General features: G+C 58.5%; 16 protein-coding genes and 2 pseudogenes. 6 read left to right on the forward strand and 12 right to left on the reverse strand.

The features are described 5' to 3' along the window. Positions 1-51: 51 nt before the first annotated feature. The 3 genes from HSX14_RS00850 to HSX14_RS00860 are packed head-to-tail and all read right to left on the reverse strand — an operon-like array spanning position 52 to position 5,303. A complete protein-coding gene (locus HSX14_RS00850; protein ID WP_146603040.1) occupies positions 52-390 on the reverse strand; it encodes a hypothetical protein in 339 nt (112 codons plus the stop codon). Next, positions 387-1,328: an RHS repeat-associated core domain-containing protein gene (locus tag HSX14_RS00855; protein ID WP_173178521.1), complete on the reverse strand. Its 942-nt coding sequence runs from the start codon at positions 1,326-1,328 to the stop codon at positions 387-389. The genes HSX14_RS00850 and HSX14_RS00855 overlap by 4 nt, the downstream gene beginning before the upstream one ends. Positions 1,329-1,340: 12 nt before the next feature. Continuing rightward, positions 1,341-5,303 carry an RHS repeat domain-containing protein gene (locus tag HSX14_RS00860; RefSeq protein ID WP_173178522.1) on the reverse strand — a complete coding sequence of 1,321 codons (3,963 nt, stop codon included), beginning with the start codon at positions 5,301-5,303 and terminating at the stop codon, positions 1,341-1,343. 584 nt (positions 5,304-5,887) lie between these two features. Here HSX14_RS00860 and HSX14_RS00865 point away from each other — a divergent pair. Further along, positions 5,888-6,691, forward strand: a complete 804-nt coding sequence (locus HSX14_RS00865; RefSeq protein WP_173178523.1) for a hypothetical protein — start codon at positions 5,888-5,890, stop codon at positions 6,689-6,691. 139 nt (positions 6,692-6,830) lie between these two features. On the opposite strand, the gene HSX14_RS00870 is transcribed toward HSX14_RS00865, so the two are convergent. From HSX14_RS00870 to HSX14_RS00890, 5 genes are all read right to left on the reverse strand, one after another. Further along, positions 6,831-7,754 (reverse strand): hypothetical protein, encoded by a 924-nt coding sequence (locus HSX14_RS00870; protein ID WP_173178524.1) that lies wholly within the window; start codon positions 7,752-7,754, stop codon positions 6,831-6,833. A 543-nt stretch (positions 7,755-8,297) separates the two neighbouring features. After that, complete coding sequence (locus tag HSX14_RS31495; protein WP_420803751.1) at positions 8,298-9,488, reverse strand: TniQ family protein; 1,191 nt, start codon at positions 9,486-9,488, stop codon at positions 8,298-8,300. Next, positions 9,377-10,258 carry a TniB family NTP-binding protein gene (locus HSX14_RS00880; RefSeq protein ID WP_111262984.1) on the reverse strand — a complete coding sequence of 294 codons (882 nt, stop codon included), beginning with the start codon at positions 10,256-10,258 and terminating at the stop codon, positions 9,377-9,379. Before HSX14_RS00880 ends, HSX14_RS31495 begins: the two co-directional genes overlap by 112 nt. After that, positions 10,255-12,180, reverse strand: a complete 1,926-nt coding sequence (locus tag HSX14_RS00885; protein ID WP_175384233.1) for a helix-turn-helix domain-containing protein — start codon at positions 12,178-12,180, stop codon at positions 10,255-10,257. The genes HSX14_RS00880 and HSX14_RS00885 overlap by 4 nt, the downstream gene beginning before the upstream one ends. After that, the gene (locus tag HSX14_RS00890; protein WP_173178527.1) at positions 12,177-12,788 is read right to left on the reverse strand and encodes a TnsA endonuclease N-terminal domain-containing protein; all 612 of its coding nucleotides are present in this window, start codon (positions 12,786-12,788) and stop codon (positions 12,177-12,179) included. Before HSX14_RS00890 ends, HSX14_RS00885 begins: the two co-directional genes overlap by 4 nt. 460 nt (positions 12,789-13,248) lie before the next feature. On the opposite strand from HSX14_RS00890, the pseudogene HSX14_RS00895 reads away from it, so the two are divergent. Beyond that, positions 13,249-13,902, forward strand: a pseudogene (locus HSX14_RS00895) (ATP-binding protein); the annotation flags it as partial. 90 nt (positions 13,903-13,992) lie between these two features. Continuing rightward, positions 13,993-14,799, forward strand: a complete 807-nt coding sequence (locus HSX14_RS00900) for a TlpA disulfide reductase family protein (protein WP_173178528.1) — start codon at positions 13,993-13,995, stop codon at positions 14,797-14,799. A 73-nt stretch (positions 14,800-14,872) separates the two neighbouring features. On the opposite strand, the gene HSX14_RS31500 is transcribed toward HSX14_RS00900, so the two are convergent. From HSX14_RS31500 to HSX14_RS00910, 3 genes and pseudogenes are all read right to left on the reverse strand, one after another. After that, a complete protein-coding gene (locus HSX14_RS31500) occupies positions 14,873-15,733 on the reverse strand; it encodes a methyl-accepting chemotaxis protein (protein WP_420803764.1) in 861 nt (286 codons plus the stop codon). Positions 15,734-15,775: 42 nt separating this feature from the next. After that, positions 15,776-16,849, reverse strand: a pseudogene (locus tag HSX14_RS31505) (Cache 3/Cache 2 fusion domain-containing protein); the annotation flags it as partial. Positions 16,850-16,999: 150 nt separating this feature from the next. Next, positions 17,000-17,920, reverse strand: coding sequence for a LysR substrate-binding domain-containing protein (locus HSX14_RS00910; protein WP_173178530.1), 921 nt, complete (start codon positions 17,918-17,920; stop codon positions 17,000-17,002). 137 nt (positions 17,921-18,057) lie between these two features. Between HSX14_RS00910 and HSX14_RS00915 the strand changes: the two genes are divergently transcribed. Further along, entirely contained in the window at positions 18,058-19,446 is a 1,389-nt protein-coding gene (locus HSX14_RS00915; protein WP_173178531.1) for a NorM family multidrug efflux MATE transporter, read from the forward strand. Here HSX14_RS00915 and HSX14_RS00920 read toward each other — a convergent pair. Next, positions 19,443-21,119 carry a putative bifunctional diguanylate cyclase/phosphodiesterase gene (locus HSX14_RS00920; protein ID WP_173178532.1) on the reverse strand — a complete coding sequence of 559 codons (1,677 nt, stop codon included), beginning with the start codon at positions 21,117-21,119 and terminating at the stop codon, positions 19,443-19,445. The genes HSX14_RS00915 and HSX14_RS00920 overlap by 4 nt on opposite strands. A gap of 277 nt (positions 21,120-21,396) precedes the next feature. Between HSX14_RS00920 and rep the strand changes: the two genes are divergently transcribed. Further along, positions 21,397-23,409 (forward strand): DNA helicase Rep, encoded by a 2,013-nt coding sequence (rep, locus tag HSX14_RS00925; RefSeq protein WP_173178533.1) that lies wholly within the window; start codon positions 21,397-21,399, stop codon positions 23,407-23,409. A gap of 127 nt (positions 23,410-23,536) precedes the next feature. Further along, positions 23,537-24,109 carry a xanthine phosphoribosyltransferase gene (locus HSX14_RS00930; RefSeq protein ID WP_173178534.1) on the forward strand — a complete coding sequence of 191 codons (573 nt, stop codon included), beginning with the start codon at positions 23,537-23,539 and terminating at the stop codon, positions 24,107-24,109. The last annotated feature ends 26 nt before the right edge of the window (positions 24,110-24,135 follow it).

Genomic DNA, 24,135 nt, shown 5'->3' on the forward strand with positions numbered 1-24,135 from the left:
TTCGGCAGACGCTACACTTTATACAAGTGTAGCGCTGCAGTTGATATAGCATTACCTCTGAGAGGTCAGCTTTGGAAGCTCCATATTTGCACAGAACTGATCTCCTGCCAAACTACAGATTTCAGATAGCCTTTTTAAGTTCTCAAGATAGTTAGGCGATATTTCTTTCGTGCAGTGACGCACGTACCAAGTTGCTATGTTTTCGAGAAACCAGCGGTCTGCCGAATCAAATTCCGCATTATTTAAGCATGGGAAGATGCCATGGGCTAATTCAAGCTCGTAGTATTCCACCCCTCTTCGAATCCGCTCCCAGAATGGAAGTGTGGAGCGATTTCGCGAAATAATAACCGCATCCCTTACTATCGACATATAAATATCTAGCTTAGTCATAATCCGATCCTGTTGCGAATGCTTTCTATCAAGCCGCGGCCTGGTAAGGGTCTGCTATTAGCAGGCGCATCAACACCGGACGTCCATCGGCCATTATTGATCAGATTTCTAAGTGGCTGAGAGTTTCCAGTCTCTCTCAATATTTCTCTAGCAGCTGCAACGCGAGTATGACCTTCTCCGATATGGTACACGCCATTCACGTCCTTGAATCCTCCTATTTGCCCTTCGGATATCGAGTAATCATATCTGCCATTCAACATGTCGTTTTTTATGGCATCGACTTTACTTGGGTCACGCAATCCCACTTGCGTCCCTCTAATTTCAGGAGGAGTCCAGCGGTCATCATCGTCAGGTGGCGGAGGGGAAGCTGGAGTTGATATCCAAGTTGACGGACTGCCTATGTTGGATCCGGGGGAGGCTAATGGGTCACTATCTTCAGGGGTTGATATATTCATCGCACCACCCGACACGCCATGGGCAGCTAGAGACAGCCCTAGAGACGTCATCACAGAGGCCCAAAAGTTGGAAAGTGCACTTTTTCCTGTCGGGTCAATAAATGTGTATGGGTTATTGTTTCCGTAGGCGTATCTATTAAAGCTAAAGTGATCTCCATCCTTGGGCCGAAGCGGATCTGCACTTATGAATCTACCTACGCTCGGGTCATAGTACCTAGCTTTCATGTACACTAAATCTAAATCGGGATCGTATATATGCCCTGTAAAATTGGGACCCTTCACGGCGGGGGATAACTCCGTTGTACCATAGGGTCTATAGTCGATATTTCTTGTCACTACGCCAGCAGCATTAGTCTCCAGAACTGGACTTCCAATGGAGTCCACATGATAGTAGGTTATCGTTCCGGCTGATGCTTGGCTCGCCAGCAACAAACTCATAAATAGAGACAGAGAATAAGCAGAAAACAAGCTAAGTATATTCATTGTCGGCACACCCTATTCTTGCTCTTTGGCAACTAGTGTGCCGTTCACGTAGAAATAGTTTGTATATTTGCCTGAACTTAAGTCTCTTTCAAATAGCAATGCACCATCCTGGTTGTAGCCATAGATTGTGCGGACTCCGGTTGTGATTTCATCTTGTCCAACTCGGTTCCCATAAGCATCATAGTCGCTCCTTGATTTGAGCTGCTTAGTTAGTTGATCTGCCAAGTTGAAGGTTAAGATGGATGCATTTTTCCCGATCAGATTTCCTCTAGCATCATACTTATAGGTACTGATAGTCTCGCCATCTTGACTTACGGCCTCTAAAAGGTTTCTGGAGCTATAATTAAAATCCTTTGTTGTTCCTTTGTTTACTATTTTTCTTATATTATTAAGCGGGTCATACTGAAAAGTCTCCTTGCCCCAAATGGCTGGTGCATTTGCACTAGATAGACGATTCAGAGAATCATATGTCATGGACTTGTTTCGCAAGCCATTGCTCGTTGAATCAATTATTTGCGTTAAATTCAGGTTCTCATCTCTCGATACAACTTGCATGTAATGAGAAATTCCCGATTTTGCATAGGACATACCATCTATAAGCATCCGTGCGTTTTGAATCGCAGCATATTCGAACCCATTCCCGTAGGTCATGTGCTTAATTTGCCCATCGGGGAAGTAGCGGATATTTTTTACGTAGTCTCCAATTTTAGTAGGCTTGCCGTTAGGGTCCGGTGCTAATTCTATAGCGACTCCATTTGGGTATATGATTTTTGATCGGCTACCGTATAAATCATATTCGTAACCAACAACGGAGCCGCTACTTCCGGATGTCAATTTCTCAGAAGTTAATAGTCCGCGCTTGTTGTAGGTAAAGCTCCATTTGTTAGTCCCTGAAGTGGCTAGTACTGGTCGCCCCATCAAGTCGTAGACGTATTGGCGCCCTGGAGTCCCGTCCGGATAAGTGACTTTTATCAGACGATTTAGAGCGTCGTATTCATGACGAATTTTTTGCTCATTTGGCGCTGCCCTCTGGCATCCATCTCCAACTACTGCTTGTCCTGCTGCGTACCAGAGAATGTTTCCTACGCCATCTAAACCTTGCATGTAGCTGCCAGTTTCTGGTTCGCTAATCCGACAAAGTCGCATGTTCTCGTCGTAATAATAATTCTTTGTCAGGCTTAAATTTTGACCATTGAAACCACCGCCCTGGGTTACGCTCAGGACATTTCCATAGATATCTCTTCTTATGATCTGCTTAGTGCCCTGCAGTTGGACTTCAGTAGGTTCTGAATACGACGGTGAACCAAAGCTTTGGTATGAGACTGTCTTTGTGTACCCCTTGGCGTCCGTGGTTTCTGACTTTAATCCAGAAAGGTATTTGGTTGTCGTAACCAACCTTCCTAACTCGGAGTCCTGCTCAGTTCTGACAACTCGATCTAAAGCATCGTAGGATGTATAAAATCCCTTCAAATTTCCAAGCTGGCTAATGTCTCCTTCCTGAGGGTATGATTCAAATATTAGCCTACCTTTCCAATCGTACCTCTTGCCTTTGATGACGGTTGAACTTGGTGTGCTAACTACCTTGGCTATAGGGCGTAGCATTCCATCATAGTAGTTTTTCTCAGTTAATACGCCAGTGGTTTTTGTGACAATTAGGCGTGCTTCAGTTGAGTCGTAAGAATACGTAGTGTTATGCCATGGTGAAGAGTCATCAATGGGCTGGGTCTCAGATATCATCCAGCCAGACAAGTTATATTCGAAATTCCTCGTTGCATTACCCTGGTCCGTAACTGAGACCACTTCCCCGAACCCATTAACGACAGCAGTTGTAGTCGAGAGGTCTGGGTAAGTAACTGTTTGCGGAATCCCAAGCTTATAGTTACCTAGCTTTATCTCATTTCCATTGCCATCAAAGTAAGAGTGGAGATTGCCATCCACTCCCCAGTTGTACCTGGCCTGCAGAAGACCATACCCGTAGCGCTCGGTTAATTTTCCATTGGATGCGTCATACACATATCTGGCGATTTGATCGCCATTATCCGCATTCGATACTGAGTCGATTAGCGAAATTATCCATCTTGCTTTATTGCTGTAAAATGTGCTCTTCGTTCTAAGCTGTCTTGCAGGTTCCACTGAGCTGGTTTTAGTTGTCAATACTGGATCTGCGAACTCATTGAAGGACTGTATTTCTTTTTTAAAAACAACCCCATCTTGAGTTGTTTCCTCAGACACTATTGGGGCATAAATACTCGGCGCCTGCATGTTCCCATCAAACATAGCGGTGGTGCCCAGCGAAGTTGGAAAAGCGCTATTTGAAACAACATACTGTTTTTTGACTGTTCTTAACGAGGAAATCGGATTGTTAGAAGAGTCTAAAGTGACACCATAATAAACTTCTTCCAGCGTTCCCTCTAATGCTCCAAAGACATTATTAAATACGTATAGGTCTTTGGTGCCATCTGGATTTTCTATTGTCGTCCTTGCTTTCTCGAAAGAGCTATTATCTATTGTCGATCCAGTAGAGGCATCAGATGCACTGTAATTATATTTCCAAGTTGCCTGCGAGCCATTGTCAATATATGACTTCTCTAAAAGAGTTGCATGGAATTCTCTGTCTGGATCAGCTGCGTATGGTATTGGCTCGCCCGTCTCGGATAGGTTGGCACAGCTCGAATATGGTTTTTTTGATATATGCCACTGCACTTGTCCTGTGAATTTGCCCACTAACCCTGTAGGGTGTGTAATTGTCCCTTGGCCTATGTTGCTATACGGCTTATGAATACAATAAGGGGGGTAACTGTATCCACCTGGAGTCATTGGTATCGTTGAGGTTAAAGTGCCCAGAGATATTTTCCACTTTCTACCATCGGGCAGGACAACCTCTGTGAGATTCCAATCGCCAGTCGGGTCTCCTGGGCTAGCGTACGGAGAGTATTTATATCGCCAGGTTTTGGTAGAAGTGTCGGGCCCAGTTAATTTAATTTCATCTATGTAATATGCAGGATTGTATGCTTGCGTATATCTGTTGTAATACAATAGGCCGTGGTCACTCCACGAAAAATCTACTCGCTGCCCATCGCTAGATGTTACGGCTTTTATATATTTACCACTGTATGTAATGTCAACATAATTCCCGCTGGGGTCTTCAATTCGCGTTGGCATCAACTTTGAATTGGTCAGAGCCATGTAATCAACGCCTGGATCGTTATTTTCTATTATAGGAGCTCCGACGGTTAGCCTCCCTATGAAATCATGCGCCATCCAGTTTAGATAATATTTAATTCCATCGGGAGAAATAGCGAGAAACCCCTCGCCGGGGTCTCCATTAACGGTGCTGCTCAGGCAGTCAATTTTCCAGTTTTTTTGAGTAATCAAATATGGCGAATTTTGTCCGGGATTGACCTTTGACTTATATTCAACCGAAGGTTTCAGCACCTCCTGCGTGCCACCACCGGGTACGATTAACTGTACGCCATCTGCCCAAACTTCGCGATTAGGGGGGGTCTGATTTGGGTTTACGATTCCAGTATCCGAGTAGACCAAACCAAACTCTGAGCACCTTTTATATGAGCCCGATGAAACACCTACTCGCCAATCACCTACCCACGGGGCTGCAACAAGTCCAGCTTGCCCTGGTGCTTGGGTAGTAGCTCTTATATGCGGTAGCACCAATCCCCAATCGGCAAATTCCTGCTGAGGGCGATTAAAGCCTGCCACTTTATCAGGGTTATAATTTCTTGTGAGGCCTAGCAGTTTTAATGCGCCGGTTTTAGGTAAGTCGGCATGTACAAACTGAAAGGACCCCTTATGGGGGCTGAGAGTCTCACCAAAACTGTCCTCGCCCAAACTTTGAATTTCAAAAGATGGCGTTAATCTCTTTATTATTTTTTCGGGTGAAACTTCATCAAGAGCAAAAGCGTTAGGACAAGAAACAATCCCTATCAATGCTGCAAGTTTAAATTTGGACTTGCTCATAGGTCCTCCTTGAGATTTCCGAATTAAGATTCCGTTCGTGGCTAAGCAGTCGAAGTCGTTATTTGGCTGGCTGTTTGAGCCGTGCGACTCTGGAGTGTCTGGTCTGCGGTGAGGCGACGATTTGACGCTGCTTCCTAACACGGAGTTCCGCTCGAGCTACCCTCCTTGCGCAGGCTGCCATTTCGGCTATACGCCCGTTATCCGCTGAAACCGGACTTGCCCGGAAGCCTGCTCATTGAGAAGCCAGATCAGCATAGCTACCAGGCACGTGGCTGCTTGCCTCCCTTGGCTGTCGGTGAAACAAGGGTTATCCGACTGGCATGTGAGCCGGAGACTCCCGCCGAGCAATGCCTCCACCATCTAGAGTTCAAGGTTTTCCAGGATAACTAACCTTGGCCTCTCCCAAGGCTCGGCGATCCACGATCTGCTGCGTGGGTCGCCGGGACGGGAGAATAGGGAGCATGTGAATGGTGAAGAAAGGACCAGGTACCTACAGGCCTCAAATTTTTTTTATCACAGGTACCGACGATAGAGTCGCTGAGCATTAGCTTTGGCACATCTTCCACAGGTAGGTAACTCGAACAATGGGCACCCCATCTCAAGCCGTTCAAGTCTGCGAAGCGATCCTTCGATCGGAATTGGAGTACAACCAGGCACACAAAATCTGGCCAAGCGTAAACCGGGTTATTGAGCTCATGCTCGCTCGGCGGAACGAATTGAGCGACGCATACGAGGAGCTCTATGCGTCGCTATCGCACCGCCATCGAGCCCTGGAGGCTTTCTTTGACGTATTCGCCTCGACGCCCATGGCGTGGAGCCCTGAGAAGCTCAACAAAGCGCGCCAGGCGCGTAAAGAGCTCACCGACATCAACACGCGGATCGCCGCAGTAGCAGATGATCTCGTCGAACTGCTCGCGCGGCGCGACGAAATTAAAGAAACCTCCAGTTTCAGTTGCGACACCTTCTACCACGCCCTCGATCCTATAGAAGCTGCGGCCGAGTCAGAGGAAATTCACCTTTTCGAGTGGCATGTAAAAGAGCACTTGGACTCTCTGAAGGACCAGTACGACCTGAAATACTGGCCATCACTGAGCGCCGTCGTTCAGGCCATCGGTGAAGATGCCCAAAACGCAGAAGTCTACGCGCAGGATCCTGCCACCGCGTCGGCCACGGAAAGTCGTCGCCCGGGTCTGTCTGATTTTCTGAAGGCATACTTCGCTCGCATCAAAAACAACAGCATCAGCGCGCACGGCTTCATTCCGAACGACTTTAGCGTGTCTGATAACACCCTAGCGTCGCTGGTTAACTGCGCCCTTGATCTTGATACCGACAAGCTTATTGATGGCGATTTCGTTAAGCGCTTCCGGCAGCGCGAGCGCGAACGCTAGCGATATCTTGCCTACATCGGAGCAAACGCCCTTGAGTCATCCGACAGCTCATTCCCTGCCTTTTTCACCATTTCCAAAGAGCAGACTTCCAGTGCGCCACTCGAGCGGACAGCGTGCCGGCCGTGATTCCCAGAAGGGATCACGCCGGAGGAACTGCGGGAACCCAGTACTCCTCTCCACGTAGGAGCACGGTGAAACCGGCTTGCCCACCATGCTCGGTGGGGGCGTATTTGAAGACCCTCGTACCAATACGACCCAGGCCGTGGAAACAGGACAACGCCATGCTGATCCAGCGCCGCTCATAGGCCTCACCAGTTCCGGCCTCAGCATACAACTCCAACAGCCTCCTCTCCTTCAGAGCATGAGCTGCCCTACATAACCAGGCGGGATCTACCCATGGGGTTAATTTCAGGGAGTGCCGCCGGTTCAAGTGCCCAACGAAACCGTAGAGCGACGCCCACAGCCCTGGCCGTTTGCGTAGTAGCTGCAGCAGATCCTTCTGATCTGGGAGACGCTGTCCATCCGCATCGGTACTGAACAGTAACCGAACGGCGCTGCTCAACGCGATCCTCATCGATCGCAGTTGGAGCTGCTCCAGATCCAGGCGCCGCTCAAGACAATGGTAGTACCCAAGCAGGGCTGTACGCCCAGGTCCCTCCGGCAACACCTTCAGTAAGTGAGCAATCCGTCTACGCTCGCTGGCTCGCTCTCGAACCTCCGGATCAACGTTCAACTGGCCAGTTTCCTGAAGCCAGTTAACCACGGAGCGAACACGGCGCAGCCCCTCCGCACTGAAGTGATCAACCAGCACTGCGTAGCTGGGCATCTCGGCCCAATGCTGGTGAAGCTCACTCAGGAAGGGGAGATAGCGTTGAAGATTGAGAGCTGCAAACTGAGCGCCTCTGCGTGCCTTGAGCCAGATCGCGAAACCAAACAAAGCCGCCTGTACCTGGGCGCTCTCGGTACCGTACTGCAGACGCGTCAGACGCGCCTCGAATGAACTATCCCAAGAACAGGCCTGGCATGACTTCACTCTTCCTGCAGGCATCATTTGCGTACACATCGGGCAAGGCACCTCTCCAAGAGCAAAGCACCTTTTGCAGAGCGGCGCCCCCTCTGTCGTGACGGATGCCCTTGGAAGTCGGCACGACGAGCAAGTCGTACTGTTTTGCTTGGATATGCAGGTAGGACAGCATCTCAGCACGTTCCCATCGATCTCTCGCCGGACCAATCGTGTCGAGGCCGTAGAGCAGCGCTCGCAAGGTTCAGCTTCTCGGAAGTAGTGAGAACATGAGGCGCAGGCCGGGCCTGCAGGGGTCAGCTTGCCGATGTTGCCACCAGTCCGCTTGCATCGGACGCAGGGCTTCTGGACCTCACACCTCCGACAGACCGTGCTGGTGTCGAACACGGGCAGTCGCGAGAAATTCCCACAGCCGGAACACAGCTGGCGTTTGAACAGCCGGGCGTAACAGGTCATGCAGAACTTGCGCCCGCGATGCACCTTCTTGGCCTTGGCCATTCCGCGCCGACACTCATCGCACCTGAGGGAGGGGGTGTGAGCAGCCTGATGGTTGTTCAACGTCGTACTCTCTCTTGCTACCTTCATCTACCGAATGACTCCTGCACGGCTAGCCTTCCTTTGAAACAGAAGCCAGGACCGCAGAACTGAATTCTTACTGCGAGGTGAAAGGCGATCTGGTGCGCCATGCACGTGAGCCCGAGGAGTTGTCTTGGGCAGCAAGTGAGTCAGGCATGAGAGGTTCCGGCCGATGGCCGCCTGACAGCTCGAATGGCATAAGTGAGCTGTGTCAGCCGCCTCTGAGAATCTTGCCGAACCAGCCCTCAGAACCGAGTTCACCGCCGATAGGTAGGCGACGCGATCTGGTACAGGCAAGCACTCCAACGCCAGCCCCAAGCTCACGCTTGGAAGATCATCGATATCCACATCCAGGTGCTCTAGGAACTCCCTGGCTGGGCCTGTGCGATGGATCGACAACGCTCGCATCAGCCGGTGCAGCCCTCGCATCAGATCAAACCAATCCTCGGGGCTCAGCCTCAAACCGCCGAAGCCATCAGATCGACCTCGCACGATCGAATCAGCGAACAACTCCAACTCTTCGGCACCGGCTGATGAGTGCTCAGGATCTACCTCAGAAAGCAGCCCATGGCATTGGTGGCAACGCCTCAAGTCTAGAGCCTGATAGTCGAGGCGATGAGGGGCTAGGACTGCATGACAATGCGGGCAACGATCCCGGAGTAACACCCCGTGCTCAGAACAGCAGGTATGCCATGCCAGGCGCCATTGCACCTTGTAGTAAGGCCGAGGCCCCGTGAAACAGATGGGGCAGTACTGAAGCCCACCAGCACGCCTGGTATTTCTACCACCGAGAGTGAGCACCCATGGAGTAATGCCAACTCGCCGCAGCTCATGGCCAAGCAGCTTGCAGACCGGCTCCAGAGTTGCCTCCCGCAGTATTTCTTCTCTGAGACCCGACTGCTTGGAGAGTGTCGCAACAGACAACCCGCAAATCCCCAGATCGCAGTCGCGTGTCCAGATACGACGGTCAGGCCATAGCAGCTGTGCCAACTCAAGCGGATCACAGCCATGGCAAAGAGCGCAGCGGATCAGCCAAGACGAGAAAAGCTCATCCTGGCGAAGGGCTGGAACGAGGGGCCAACGGGGATCTATAGCACGACTTCCCGTATGCCAAAGTTGACGTCCTTCTTCCACTTGGGTGCACCCAGTAGGTCGAGGTCTATGCACTCTTTGCCGGAGGTAATCGCCAGTCGAGCGCACCCAAGCAAAAGCTCCTCAACCTTCGAGGTGTTGCCTTCCGTAATGCGCAGAATAAGCGAGGCTTTTTCCTTGCTGGACAGGTGAGAAGCATGTTTCAGCGGGAGCCATGACTCGAAGCCTTTGAGGAACTGTCGGAAAGCTGGAGAAGCCGTCCAATCAGGCACGTTCACCGCCACAAACCGATTGGCGTACTGCTCGTCCTTTTGCAACAGTTGCTTGGCAGACTTCACCCCAACTCCAACGATGGATATGCCGGTTTTATTGCTTACCCGCTTGATGAGCCTCGAAATTGCTGTCATCTCACGAGCGGTGCCTTGGGTAAGCGACTGGACCTCGTCAATGATCAGCATCTTCGTTTTGCAGTTCTCCAGCAGATTCATTGCTTTGAAGAAGAGATTCTCGAAGGGTGCGTCGGGATTGAAGGGTGAGATTGAGGTGCTAAGAATTTCTATCAGAAACTGCTTAGGACTTGGCTGGTCCATCTCAATCATGAGGACAGGTTTCTCTCGAATACCCTCTTCATTGATGAACTGCGGTGCGCGAATATCAATAAATCGCTTAATCAAAGTTGTTTTGCCCATTCGAGAGTCGCCCAGAAGAAAAATGTCTGGCTGATCCCGATGACCCGAGAGTTTCGCGAAGAGCATGTTATGGAGCTTGTCTGCAAACTCATAATCGATCCATCGCGGGGCGATCTGAGATAAGCGCTCGGAATCCGAAAGGCCAAACTGCCACCGAAATTCTGGAAGAACATGACTGAAGTCTGTCATGCGACGCCTCCATATAGACCAACCTCAGTATCATCACCCCAATCATCTACAGCAACTACAGGAGCAGTCTGGGTTGAGTTATTTATCACTCCCTGCTCGCCGGCAAGGACAGTTCCTGGAGACTTTAATTTGGCATTGTTCTTGGCGTTCTGTTGCGTTCTGCGAGCAGATTTCGTCTTTGCAGCCGCATCAGAAACAATGTTCTTTTGGAGAGCGATCATTTTTCTGACAAGAGATGAATCTGCCATCCCCATGCCTTCCTTCTTCACAATAAGCTTCGCTTTTCGATACTCCTCCACAGTTACACCTGGGTAAGGCTCGTCTGAGATAGGTATCTTATGGTACTTCCCCTCTACCGGCTCAAAGAACCAAATATAGTTGATGTCTCTTGGGTCACGCCTAAATACCAACCTTTCAGTTTTGTTCGTAGCAGGATCCTTACGGCCTATGTATGGACGTAGAACCTCTGCATAGTAAAAGGCATTCCACTCAACCCCATAAGTCTGCACTGTTTTATAAGCAGATGGCAGAAAATCAATTTCCAAAGTAACAGGACACTGCGGCACTGGCGGAAGGCCGCAGATAGGCTTCCTCAAACTACTACCAAAAAATGCTTCGTGCCACTTACTGGCTGGAGACATAAAAGCTATACCACTGTGCGGCTTATTGTTGTATTTAACTATTTCTGCAATTAGCCACTTCTCCAGGTCAGCAAAAGTCAGAATCGCCTCGTTATCTGAATTTACCTCACCGCGCTCATTGATATTCCGCCAGGTGGCACCAGGCAGCGTCGCAAACGCTCGCGCTTTGGTGTTCATCAAAGACTCAATATGCCCCCCCCAGTGGGGCGTGTCTTTTGGCCTAAACTCACGCTCTATGTTGTGGAGAGTGCATGATTGGATAAGAGACCCAGTTTTGAAGTCGGGACCGTTGTCACTATGCACTTCATAGGGCTTCCCCCATGCATTCCATTCTGCATCTATTTCGTGAAGATTAAGCCATTTATGTTTAGGCAACATGGCCTGAACTAGACACATGGCGACAGATAGTGCAGACGGCCCATGCAAGGACAAGTAGTAGCCAACTATAAGTCGCGTATACATGTCGATTGCGAGAGTTAGAGTTGGGCGACCGATTGGACGTCGATACACATCATCAACAATTATTACGTCTGCAGGAGTATGGTCGATCTGGATGCGGTGAAGAGGATAGTTTGCCTCATAACTGTTAGGTGTTGGCTCATAGGTATCCTTGGCAATATCTCCGTGACCACGAGCCTTTAATCTAGTTTTCCTTGGCACCTGCTCAATTCGCCGGGAAACCGCTGGCAAAGAAGGTGGTGGCAGGCCTTGCATCTCACAGGCATCTGAGATAACGCCGTGTACCTCTAACTTCGTCGGCCTACTCGTAGACAGATATGATGTTTGAATAACATTGGCAATGATGAGCTCTACTTGCTTGCTTAACCTCGCAGAGCCCCCTCTCCAGCCTCGTCGGCGAGGTACTAACGATAAAAATTCACCAGTGCTCTGATAGCGTTCGATCCAACGGTAAACAGAAGCCCTACTGACATTGCACGCTTGCGCTCGTGTTTCCACAGCGCCAGCCTTGTAAAGGTCACCTTTAATTAACGGCAAAATGATTGCCCAACGCCTCTCAGCCTCCGCCCAATCTTGATCTGCAATGTGGTCGAGAGAGGAGCTAGAGGAGCTGACCTTCACGTCCTCAGAAGTGACACGCCTTAGCTCTTGAATTGGCAAAAGTTTGGATATACCAGAAACGACATGGATACCAATCATGTGGTGGTAATCCATGTTCGCTGACAGCCGATAATTCTGACCTTTGAAGTTTACGAACTCGCCGATCAGAAGACTCACCGCTGCTCTGCTGGGAGCAAACCCTTTGGTTTCAGCCCCTTTCATTTACGCGCCCTCATAATAGTGAACTCGTCCAATGGCTCTTCGAGATCAGCGAGCGCCTGGCCGGTGGCAATGAGGTGCCAGAGATGCGAACGGCCAATGGCCTCGTTCCCCGTAAAATGCCGCGCTATGAGATGGTGGAACGGCGCCGCTTTCATGTTCGAGAGCGTGTTCAGCACAGCCGAAGTGAAAGTCGGATCGAAATTCAGGTTTCGGTACCGCTGGAGGAACTCGACGCTCTCAAGCACAGGGCCGCGAATCCGCGTCTCGTCATAGATCCGAAACTCCCATCCCCGATCACAGGCATAGCGGTATGCGGCCTTCCATTTGGGGAGCCATTCGCGCCAGTTGGGCACCCACTGCTCCCGCATTTTTACTTCAACAAGCAGCGGCTTACGGCCCGTCCGCTCATCAAACTGGACGAAGAAGTCAGGTGGATAGATGTAGCTGCGACCGTTACGCGCAGTAAATGGGATCTGAGCCGGCTGCGCGACAATCGCAACGACCTCCGGATCCAGGAGCCAGATTCGGATGAAATCACGCTCCAGGCCCGACTCGTACGAAACGCCCTGACCGCGGAAGGGCAGCACTCCTGAGAGGCTGCGGGTCATGGACTTGCTACGGCGGGTCTGCGAGATCAGCTCGCCATTATGGACAGTAGAAGACATAGGGCACCCATCGGCTGTATTGCCAGAGATGCTACCCAGCGACGTGTGGCGAAAAGGCCCAATCTGTGCCCATGGAGGGATCAGAACTAGAGAAGAGGGCGAAAAACTGCGGGTTTTCGCTAGCCGGAACGCAATTCTTGCCTTGTGTAGCAAGAGCTACGGCATGAGCGTAGACACGAAAACCAACTCGAAAACGAGCTGCTTAGACTCTCTCGCGATGACCTTCATGCCTGGATATGAGCCTGAGACAGATGGCTCCTCGGACATGATCTCAGCTATTTCGTACTTTTCTGGACCTAGTCGCAGCTATTGCGTTAATTCGTCTCATAAATTGGGTATAAAAAAAACGAAGGAATGCGGGCTCCAGGGCATTTTTGTCTCATCTATTTCGTTTTGCCCTAGAGGCAGCAAGCCAAGGCCCGGCGAGATCACCCTCGCGCATCAGGGCGTGCTGTTCCTCGACGAGTTGCCCGAGTTCGATCGCAAGGTGCTCGAAGTGCTCAGGGAGCCCCTGGAAAGCGGCGAGATCGTCATCGCCCGCGCCAACGACCGTGTGCGCTTCCCCGCGCGCTTCCAGCTGGTCGCCGCGATGAACCCCTGTCCCTGCGGCTACCTGGGCGACAGCGCCAACCGCTGCCGCTGCACGCCCGAACAGATCCAGCGCTACCGCGCCAAGCTCTCCGGCCCGCTGCTCGATCGCATCGACCTGCACCTGACTGTCGCCCGCGAAGCCACGTCGCTGGACGACCCGCCTCCCGGTGGCCAGGACAGCGCCAGCGCCGCCGCCGACGTGGCCCGCGCCCGCCAGCGCCAGCTCGATCGCCAGGGCTGCGCCAACGCCTTCCTCGATCTCCAGGGCCTGCGTCGCCATTGCCCGCTGCCCGAGGAGGACCGCCGCTGGCTGGAGGGTGCCTGCGAGCGCCTCGGCCTGTCGCTGCGGGCCGCACACCGCATCATCAAGGTCGCCCGCACGCTCGCCGACCTGGAAGACACCGAGGCCGTCGCCCGCCACCACCTCGCCGAGGCACTGCAGTACCGTCCCTCCTCGGAGCCCTGAGCCGGCAAAGCAGGGAAACACTTGCCCCCAGGTGCCCGCCGGGGCCGATGGCATACTGCGGCCCCACCCGCCCAGCCCAGGTCCCGCGCGATGAACAGCCTGCAACTCGGCCCCCTGGCCATTTCCTCCGCACAAGCCCTGTTCTACCTGGGCTTCTTTGCCGCGCTCGCCTGCGGCTGGTGGCAGGGCCGCCGACGCGGAGGCAATCCCGAGCCCGTGCTGTTCGCCATGCTCTTGGCCGGCGTGCTGGCGGCGCGACTCGCCTTCGTCGCCCTCTACTTCGCCGAGTACCGCAGCGAACCCTGGCGCATGCTGGACATCCGCGATGGCGGCTTCCTGTTGCTTCCCGGGCTGGCGATGGCAGCGCTGGTGGGGTTCCTGCATGCCCGCCGCCAGCCGGCCGTGCGGCGCCCGCTGGGCATCGCGCTGCTGGTGGGCGCCCTGCTCTGGGGCGGCGGCAGCGCGGTGATCGCGGCACTGGAGCGTGGCCGGCAACTGCCGGAGGTGGCGCTGACCGACCTGGCGGGCAGGCCCGTCGACCTGCGCGAACGGGATGGACGCCCGCTGGTGGTCAACCTCTGGGCCACCTGGTGCCCGCCCTGCCGACGCGAGATGCCGGCCCTGCAGGCGGCCCAGAAGGCCCGGCCCGACCTGCGCTTCGTGCTGGTCAACCAGGGCGAGAACCGCGAGCAGGTGCAACGCTTCCTGCGGGAGCAGGGCCTGGACGTGCAGGACGTACTGATCGACGGCAGCAACCGCTTCGGCGCCCTGACCGGCTCCTACGGCCTGCCGACCACGCTGTTCTATGACCGCCAGGGGCGCCTGCTCAAGAGCCACATGGGCGAGCTGTCCAGCGCCAGCCTGAGCCGGGCGCTCGAGGACCTGGCCGGAAAGTGAGCGCCGGCACGACCGGCCCCCATGAAAAAGGCGCCCCGGGGGGCGCCTTTTCTCATCGCGGTGAAACCGGGGCCTAGCGGAAGCGCCCCACTTCCTGGCGCAGCTCCTCGGCCAGGCGATCCAGCTCCTGGGCGGTCTGCGCCAGGTTGGCGACCACCTCGCGCTGCTCGCTGTTGGCCAGGGCGATGCTCTGCAGGTTGCTGCTGAGCAGGGTCGCGGTGCTGCTCTGCTCCTGGGTGGCGGTGGTGATGGCGGCGAACTGCTCGCCGGCGGCGCTGCTCTGCTGGGCGATCTGCGCCAGGGCAGCGGCGACCTTGGCGTTGCGCGCGAGGCCGTCCTGCATCAAAGCCTTGCCGTGCTCCATGGTGCTGATGGCGCTGGCCGTCTCGTCCTGGATGCTGCCGATCATGCTGGAGATCTCGGTGGTCGCCTCGCGGGTGCGGGCGGCCAGGTTGCGCACCTCGTCCGCCACCACGGCGAAACCACGGCCCTGCTCACCGGCCCGGGCCGCCTCGATGGCGGCGTTGAGCGCCAGGAGGTTGGTCTGGTCGGCGATGGCGGTGATCACGCCGACGATGCCGCCGATCTCCTGGGAGCGCTGGCCGAGGGTGTTGATCACCTCGGCGGTGCCGTTTAGGGCTGTGGATATCTGTTCCAGCGCCGCCGAGGCCTCGCCCATCGAGCTCTGGCCGATGCGGGTCTGCTGGGCGTTGTCACTGGCCAGGCGCTCGGTGGCGCGCATGTTGTCGGCGATGTTCAGCGAGGTGGCGCTGAATTCCTCCACCGCACCGGCCATGCTGCTGATCTCGCCGGATTGCTGCTCCATGCCTTCATAGGCACCGCTGGAGAGCCCGGACAGCACCTGGGAACGGCTGCCGACCTGCTGCGCCGAGCTGCGGATGTGCGCCACCATGGTCGACAGCGCCTCGCCCATCTGGTTGAAGCTGCGCGCCAGATCGCCGATCTCGTCGTGGCTGGAAACATCCAGGCGCACGCTGAGGTCGCCGGCGCCCAGTGCCCGGGCCTGTTCCACCAGCTCGCCCAGCGGTCGCAGGCGCTTGCGCAGCAGCCAGATCACCGCCGCCACCGCCAGCGCCATGGCCAGCAGGCTGCCGAAGGCCAGCTGGCCGCCGACGCTCCAGGTGACCTCGCGGATCTCCGCCTTGGGCATGCTCGCCACCACCTGCCAGGGGCCGTCGGCGAACGGCACGGCGACGCTGAAGAAATCCTGCGCGCCGTCATTCCAGAAGCGGCCATGGCCGGACTCGCGGGCCAGCGCGGCGAGGGTGTCGCCGATGGCCTCGGGGCGGTGCACGCCGGCCGGGGTCACCAGCCACTTGCCGGTTTCGTCCATCAGCGCCAGGGAGCCGGTCTTGCCGATGCGGAAGCGCTGCAGGTTGGCGAACTGGGCGTTCTGCGCGTCGGTGTAGTCGAAGCCGACGAAGAGCACCGCGATGACCTGGCCGCCGCTGTCGCGCACTGGCGTGTACTGGGTCATGTAGTAGCGATCGAAGAGCAGCGCCCGGCCCACGTAGTTCTGCCCGGACAGCAGGCGCTGGTAGGCGGGGTGGGCGTGGTCGAGCACGGTGCCGATGGCGCGGTTGCCGTCCTGCTTGTTCAGCGAGGTGGTGATGCGCACGAAGTCCTCGCCATCGCGGACGAACACCGTGGCAACACCGGCGGTGAGGTGGCGGAATTCGTCCACCAGAGTGAAGTCGTTGTTCAGCGCCTGGCCGTTGAGGTACAGGGCCGGCGGGTTGAGCGCGGCGACCGGCACGCGCTCGTCGGCATGCAGGGTGACGCCACTGGCGAAGCGCTGCTCGAACAGGCTGGCCAGGCGCTGGGTGCTCTCGCGCAGGCTGCCGTGGAAGGTGCTCAGCTGGTCGGCGAGCAGGCGCGCTTCGCTGGCCAGGTGCTCTTCACGGGTCGCGATGTTGGCCTGGTCGAGGGAACGCAGGGCGAAGAGCGTGCTGCCGCTGATCAGCAGCACGAGGATGAGGGCGAGGGCGGCGGCGAGCTGCCAGGCGATTCGTGACCTGGGCGGGTTCATGGGGTTTTCTCCAGTATTTTGCAGGCAAGGCTGGCGAGGAACTTCTGTGGCTCCTTCGGCGGGCGGCGAGAATACTTGACCGCCCTAGTGAGGTATAGGACGCATCTGCTCAAAGCACCGGAAAAATCTGTAAGCAGACGCCACGCGGTTCTAGCGTTTGAATTCCACCGCCGGCAGGCGCATGGCCGCCACCTCGGCCAGCAGGTAGTCGCGCAGGCGACGCAGGCGGTCCTGGCCGCTGCGTACCTTCGGCCAGACCAGGTGGTAGCTGTCGCCACTGGGCACCGCCGTGGGCCAAGGCAGGCCGATGCGGCCCTGCTCCACATCCTCGGCGACCATCACCAGGTCGCCGATGGAGACGCCGTAACCCCGCGTGGCGGCGACGATGCCCAACTCCAGGGTGTCGAACACCTGCCCGCCCTTGAGCGGGATGTCCTGCTCCAGCCCCATCGCCTGCAGCCAGCGCCGCCAGTCACGCCGGTCCGGCGTCGGGTGCAGCAACTCGGCCTGCTTCAGCCGTGCCAGGTCCCAGGGCCCGTCGGCGGCGGCCGAGGCCGCGCTCACCGGGATCAGCCACTCGGCAAACAGCTCGACGCTTTCCCACTCGTCGCTGAAGCCGCCGCTGCTCAGCAACACCGCGCAGTCGAAGGGCTCGTGGTTGAAGTCGACCTTGTCGACGTCCATCCAGGCACTGGTCAGCTGCACCTCCACGTCCGGGTTCTGCAGGCGGAAGCGCGACAGCCGGGCGAGCAGCCAGCGCATGGTCAGGGTCGAGGGTGCCTTGAGGCAGAGGATGCTGTCGTCGACCCGCAGAGTGGCGCAGGCACGCTCCAGGGAATCGAAGCCCTCGCGCAGGCCGGGCAGGATCATCCGTGCCGGCTCGGTGAGCTGCAGGTTGCGCCCCTTGCGCTCGAACAGGCGGCAGGCGAAGTGCTCCTCCAGGGTCCGGATGTGCCGGCTCACCGCGCTCTGGGTGATGGCCAGCTCCTCGGCGGCACGGGTGAAGGAGGCGTGGCGCGCCGCAGCTTCGAAGGCACGCAGGGCATAGAGCGGTGGCAGGCGGCGCGTCATGATGAATCCACTCATGAGTCAAAGTCATGGAAGGCATCATTTTTTTCCCTTTGTGGCGCGGATTCAAGCGCTGGAGAATCCATCGTCCCTGGCCCGGTGCGTTTTCGGGCTCCGCTCCCCACAAGTGACCCAGACTCATGCCACAGCAGATCCGCTCCGAACTCCTGGCCATTCTCCGCCTCGCCGGCCCGCTGATCGCGGCGCAACTGGCCAACGTGCTGATGGTGTTCACCGACACGGTGATGATGGGCCTGCTCGGCCCGGCGGAGCTGGCCGCCGGCGGCCTCGGGGCGGCGAGCTACTCCTTCGTCTCGATCTTCTGCGTCGGCGTGATCGCCGCCGTGGGCAACCTGGTCGCCATCCGCCATGGCGCGGGCGACAGCGCCGGGGCGGCGCGCCTGACCCAGGCCGGCCTCTGGCTCGGCTGGGGCCTGGCCCTGGGCGCCGGGCTGCTGCTGTGGAACCTGGGCCCGCTGCTGGCCCTGTTCGGCCAGGAGGCGCACAACATCGAGGGCGGCATGCGCTTCCTCTCCACCCTGGTGTTCGCCCTGCCCGGCTACATGACCTTCATGGCCCTGCGCGGCTTCACCAGCGCCATCGGCCGCCCCGGGCCGGTGATGGCCATCAGCATCGGCGGTGCGCTGGCCAACTTCGCCCTCAACTACATGCTCATCCATGGCTGGTTCGGCTTGCCGCCACTGGGCCTGGCCGGCATCGGCCTGGTCACCGCGCTGGTGATGAGCGCCATGGCGGCGCTGCTGGCCTGGCACGTGACCCGCCACCCGGCCTACGCCGCCTATTCCCTGCGCCATGGCCTGCTGCACCCGCGCCTGGACGACCTGCGCGAGCTGCTGCGCCTGGGCCTGCCCATCGGCGGCACCTATGCGGTGGAGTCCGGGCTCTTCGCCTTCGCCGCGCTGTGCATGGGTGCGCTGGGCAGCCTGTCGCTGGCGGCACACCAGATCGCGATCATGTCCGTGTACGTGGCCTTCATGGTGCCGGTGGGCATCTCCTACGCGGTGACCTTCCGCATCGGCCAGCACTTCGGCGCCGGCCGCCTGGAGGACGCGCGCCGCGCCGGGCGCCTGGGCATCGCCGTGGGCGCCGGCTGCATGCTGAGCTTCGCCGCGCTGTTCTGGCTGGCGCCGGAGTGGGTGGTGGGGCTGTTCCTCGACCGCACGGCGGGCGAGTACCAGGAGGTGGTCGCCCTGGCCGTGAGCCTGCTGGCCATCGCCGCGCTGTTCGAGCTCTTCGATGGCATCCAGACCATCGCCATGGGCGCCATCCGAGGGCTCAAGGACGCCAAGACCACCTTCCTCGTCGGCCTCGGCTGCTACTGGCTGGTGGGCGCCCCGGCGGCCTGGCTGCTGGCCTTCCCGCTCGGCATGGGCGCCCAGGGCGTGTGGTGGGGGCTGGCTTCGGGGCTGGCTTGCGCAGCGGTCGGGCTGACCCTGGGCTTCGAGTGGAAGACCCTGCGCATGCTGCGCCCGCAGGTGCCGCTGGCCGGGGCCTGCAAGGCCCCCTAGAGGCTCGGCAGGTTGCCCAGCAGCGGCTGGCGCACGCCGAACACCAGAAAGCGCGCGAGGTCGGCCAATGGCAGCGGCTTGCTGATCCAGTAGCCCTGCACCTGGTCGCAGCCGAACTGGCGCAGCAGGGCCAGTTGCTCGGAGGTCTCGACGCCTTCGGCCACCACTTCCAGGTTGAGGTTGTGCGCCAGGTTGATCATCGCGCGCACCAGCTGGCGGTTCTCGGGACGATCCTGCATGCCGCCGACGAAGCTCTTGTCGATCTTCAGCAGGGTGATGGGCAGGCTGTTGAGGTGGACGAAGGAGGAGAAGCCGGTGCCGAAGTCGTCCAGGGAGAAACGCACGCCGACCTTGCCCAGGGCCTGCATGGTCTGTTGCACCTGCTCGCTGCGGCGCATGACCGCCGTCTCGGTGAGTTCGAACTCGAGCCACTGGGCGTCGACGCCGCGCTCGCTGATCAGGCGGTTGAGGGTCGGCAGCAGCTGGCTGTCCTGGAACTGGCGGAAGGACAGGTTCACCGCCATGTGCAGCGCCGGCAGGCCGCGTCCGCGCAGCCATTGCATGTCGCGCAGGGCACGGGAGATGACCCAGTAGCCGAGCGGTACGATCAGCCCGCTTTCCTCGGCCAGGGGCACGAATTCGTTGGGCGAGAGCAGGCCGCGCTCGGCGTGGCGCCAGCGCACCAGGGCCTCGAGGCCGACGATGCGGCCGGTCTCCAGGCACAGGCGCGGCTGGTAGTGGAGTTCCAGCTCGTCGCGGCGCAGGGCCCGGCGCAGCTCGCTTTCCAGGTCGGCGAGGCTGCGGGCGCTGCGGTTGATGCGTTCGTCGAACACGTGGAAGGTGCAGCCCTGCACGGCCTTGGCCTGCTGCATGGCGATGTGCGCGTGCCACATCAGCGGGTCGGCGCCCTCGTCGGAGCGGGCATGGGCGATGCCCAGGCTGCAGCCGATCAGCAGGCTCTCGCCATCGACCCAATAGGGCTCGCCGAGCGCTTCGGCGATGCGTTCGGCGACCTTCTCGGCGCGGGACGGGTCGCGGCGGGTGTCCAGCAGCAGGGCGAACTCGTCGCTGCCCAGGCGGGCGAGCTGGTCGCCGGCAGCCAGCTCGCCCTTGAGCCGCGCCACGACCTGCAGGATCAGGCGGTCGCCGGCCTGGTAGCCGAGGGCGTCGTTGGCGTGGCGGAAGTTGTCGAGGTCCAGGTGGCCCAGCGCCAGGCCGCGCCCGGCGAACTCGGCAAGGCGGGCCGCCAGCAGGGTCTGGAAGCCCTGGCGATTGGCGATGCCGGTGAGCGGGTCCTGCTCGGCCAGGCTGTGCAGGGTGTCCTGCAGGGTGCGGCGCTCGCGCAGGTAGCGCAGGCTGCGGCGCAGCAGGTCCGGGGTCAGTTGGCCATGCACCAGCCAGTCGCTGACGCCGGCGGGGGCCTCTTCGGGCTCGTGCTCCAGCAGCAGGATGGTGGGCAGGTGGCAGCGGCCGGGGGCCGGCAGCAGGCCGGGGGTGCACAGCAACAGGCCGCCGTCGGCATCGTCGAACAGGCTGCTCGCGGCTTCCCAGGAAGGGGCGGTGATGAGCGGGGCGACGCTGCCCAGCGAGCCGAGCAGCTCGCGTAAGGATTCCGCCCAGCCAGGCGTTTCCGCCAGCAGGAGCATGCGCGTGGGCTCGGCAAGCGCGGACAAATGACCTCCCCGGGGTCACAAAACAATGGCTTCTAAGGCCTGATTCGCGTCGTGATCGACGTCGTTCTTCTAGTGCGGTCCTGGCACATTGCCGCGAACTCTGCGCGAAATGTGAACAGCCATCAACACCGATTGTCGGAACAATCGTACTTGATGAATGGAAATATCCAAGCATGACCCTTCATCAAGGGGCGCTGCGTCACACTGTTCGGCACACATCGGCATATCCGGGCCGGCCTGCTAGAATGCGCGGCCATTCCCCCGTGATACATCCAGCATGTCCCGACTCAATCCCCGGCAGCAGGAAGCCGTGAACTATGTCGGCGGCCCTCTCCTGGTGCTCGCCGGCGCCGGCTCCGGCAAGACCAGCGTGATCACCCGCAAGATCGCCTACCTCGTGCAGGAATGCGGCATCCGCGCCCAGTACATCGTGGCCGTCACCTTCACCAACAAGGCCGCCCGCGAGATGAAGGCGCGTGTCGGCACGCTGTTGCGCGGCGCCGAAGGCCGCGGCCTGACAGTGTCCACCTTCCACAACCTGGGCCTGAACATCATCCGCAAGGAGCACGCCCGGCTGGGCTACAAGCCGGGCTTCTCGATCTTCGACGAGTCGGACATCAAGGCGCTGCTGACGGACATCATGCAGAAGGAGTACGCCGGGGACGATGGCGCCGATGAGGTGAAGAACTACATCGGCTCCTGGAAGAACGACCTGATCCTGCCCGAGGAAGCGCTGGCCAACGCGCGCAACCCCAAGGAGCAGACCGCCGCGGTGGTGTACCTGCACTACCAGCGCACCCTCAAGGCCTACAACGCGGTCGACTTCGACGACCTGATCCTGCTGCCGGTGAAGCTGTTCCAGGAGAACCCGGACATCCTCGAGAAATGGCAGCAGCGCGTGCGCTACATGCTCGTGGACGAATACCAGGACACCAACGCCAGCCAGTACCTGCTGGTGAAGATGCTGGTGCAGCACCGGGCGCAGTTCACAGTGGTGGGTGACGACGACCAGTCGATCTACGCCTGGCGCGGCGCGCGACCGGAAAACCTGATGCAGCTCAAGGACGACTTCCCGTCGCTGAAGGTGGTGATGCTGGAGCAGAACTACCGCTCCACCAGCCGCATCCTCAAGTGCGCCAACGTGCTGATCGCCAACAACCCCCACGTGTTCGAGAAGCAGCTGTGGAGCGAGATGGGCGTCGGCGACCCGATCCGGGTGATCCGCTGCCGCAACGAGGATGCCGAGGCCGAGCGCATCGCCATGGAGATCCTCACGCTGCACCTGAAGACCGAACGCCCCTACAGCCAGTTCGCCATCCTCTACCGTGGCAACCACCAGGCCAAGCTGATGGAGCTGAAGCTGCAGCACCACCAGGTACCCTACAGGCTGTCGGGCGGCACCAGCTTCTTCGGCCGCCAGGAAGTGAAGGACCTGATGTCCTACTTCCGCCTGCTGGTGAACCCGGACGATGACAACGCCTTCCTCCGCGTGATCAACGTGCCACGCCGGGAAATCGGTTCCACCACCCTGGAGAAGCTCGGCAACTACGCCACCGAGCGCAAGATCTCGATGTACGCCGCCGCCGACGAGGTCGGCCTCGGCGAGCACCTCGACAGCCGCTACACCGAGCGCCTGCAGCGCTTCAAGCGCTTCATGGACAAGGTCCGCCAGCAATGTGCGCAGACCGATCCCATCGCCGCCCTGCGCAGCATGGTGATGGACATCGACTACGAGAACTGGATCCGCCAGAACGCCTCCAGCGACAAGGTCGCCGAGTTCCGCATGGGCAACGTCTGGTTCCTCATCGACGCCCTGAAGAACACCCTCGAGCGCGACGAGGACGGCGAGATGACCATCGAGGAGGCGATCGCCAAGCTGGTGCTGCGCGACATGCTGGAGCGCCAGCAGGAAGAGGAGGAGGGCGCCGACGGGGTGCAGATGATGACGCTGCACGCGTCCAAGGGCCTGGAATTCCCTTACGTGTTCATCATGGGCGTGGAGGAAGACATCCTGCCCCACCGCTCCAGCATCGAGGCCGACACCATCGAGGAGGAGCGCCGGCTCGCCTATGTCGGCATCACCCGCGCCCGGCAGAACCTGGCCATGACCTTCGCCGCCAAGCGCAAGCAGTACGGCGAGATCATCGACTGCGCGCCGAGCCGCTTCCTCGACGAGCTGCCGCAGGAAGACCTGCAGTGGGAAGGCATGGAGGACACGCCGGTCGAGGTCAAGGCGGTGCGCGGCAACACGGCGCTGGCGGACATCCGCGCCATGCTCAGGAAGCCCTGAGGCCCTCGGCCGCCTGGCTGCCGGGGATGCCCGCGCGGGCTGTCACAAGGGCATCGCGCGATGCCCCCGCGCCGAGGTAGAATGCCGCGCTTCATCAGCGACAGCAGCTTCGCAGGAAGCCCCTCCCGTGAACATTCTCAAAGAAAAGATCCTCTCCGAAGGCATCGTGCTTTCCGACCAGGTGCTGAAGGTGGACGCCTTCCTCAACCACCAGATCGACCCGCAGCTCATGAAGCACATCGGCCATGAGTTCGCCGAGCGCTTCCGCGGCCAGGGCATCACCAAGATCGTCACCATCGAAGCCTCGGGCATCGCCCCGGCGGTGATGGCCGGCCTGGAGCTGGGCATCCCGGTGATCTTCGCCCGCAAGTTCCAGTCGCTGACGCTGAAGAACGACCTGCTGATCTCCAAGGTGTTCTCCTTCACCAGGCAGACCGAGAGCACCATCGCCATCTCCGCCAAGCACCTGACGGCCTCCGACCATGTGCTGGTGATCGACGACTTCCTCGCCAACGGCCACGCCGCCAAGGCGCTGATCGACCTGATCAGCCAGGCGGGCGCGAGCATCGCCGGCCTCGGCATCGTCATCGAGAAGTCCTTCCAGGATGGCCGCGCCCTGCTGGAAAGCGAAGGCTACCGGGTGGAATCCCTGGCCCGCGTCGGCTCCCTGGCCGACGGCAGCGTCACCTTCATCGATTGACGGGGCGCCTGCGACAACGGGTCGCA

Source organism: Pseudomonas tohonis, from assembly GCF_012767755.2.
GTDB classification, from domain to species: Bacteria; Pseudomonadota; Gammaproteobacteria; order Pseudomonadales; family Pseudomonadaceae; genus Metapseudomonas; species Metapseudomonas tohonis.

Bases quoted from the DNA above. Each gene is read 5' to 3' on its own strand.
- HSX14_RS00850 (WP_146603040.1), bottom strand. From the start codon at position 390: ATGACTAAGCTAGATATTTATATGTCGATAGTAAGGGATGCGGTTATT.
- HSX14_RS00855 (WP_173178521.1), bottom strand. From the start codon at position 1,328: ATGAATATACTTAGCTTGTTTTCTGCTTATTCTCTGTCTCTATTTATG.
- HSX14_RS00860 (WP_173178522.1), bottom strand. From the start codon at position 5,303: ATGAGCAAGTCCAAATTTAAACTTGCAGCATTGATAGGGATTGTTTCT.
- HSX14_RS00865 (WP_173178523.1), top strand. From the start codon at position 5,888: ATGGGCACCCCATCTCAAGCCGTTCAAGTCTGCGAAGCGATCCTTCGA.
- HSX14_RS00870 (WP_173178524.1), bottom strand. From the start codon at position 7,754: ATGTGTACGCAAATGATGCCTGCAGGAAGAGTGAAGTCATGCCAGGCC.
- HSX14_RS00880 (WP_111262984.1), bottom strand. From the start codon at position 10,258: ATGACAGACTTCAGTCATGTTCTTCCAGAATTTCGGTGGCAGTTTGGC.
- HSX14_RS00885 (WP_175384233.1), bottom strand. From the start codon at position 12,180: ATGAAAGGGGCTGAAACCAAAGGGTTTGCTCCCAGCAGAGCAGCGGTG.
- HSX14_RS00890 (WP_173178527.1), bottom strand. From the start codon at position 12,788: ATGACCCGCAGCCTCTCAGGAGTGCTGCCCTTCCGCGGTCAGGGCGTT.
- HSX14_RS00900 (WP_173178528.1), top strand. From the start codon at position 13,993: ATGAACAGCCTGCAACTCGGCCCCCTGGCCATTTCCTCCGCACAAGCC.
- HSX14_RS31500 (WP_420803764.1), bottom strand. From the start codon at position 15,733: ATGGGCGAGGCGCTGTCGACCATGGTGGCGCACATCCGCAGCTCGGCG.
- HSX14_RS00910 (WP_173178530.1), bottom strand. From the start codon at position 17,920: ATGACGCGCCGCCTGCCACCGCTCTATGCCCTGCGTGCCTTCGAAGCT.
- HSX14_RS00915 (WP_173178531.1), top strand. From the start codon at position 18,058: ATGCCACAGCAGATCCGCTCCGAACTCCTGGCCATTCTCCGCCTCGCC.
- rep (WP_173178533.1), top strand. From the start codon at position 21,397: ATGTCCCGACTCAATCCCCGGCAGCAGGAAGCCGTGAACTATGTCGGC.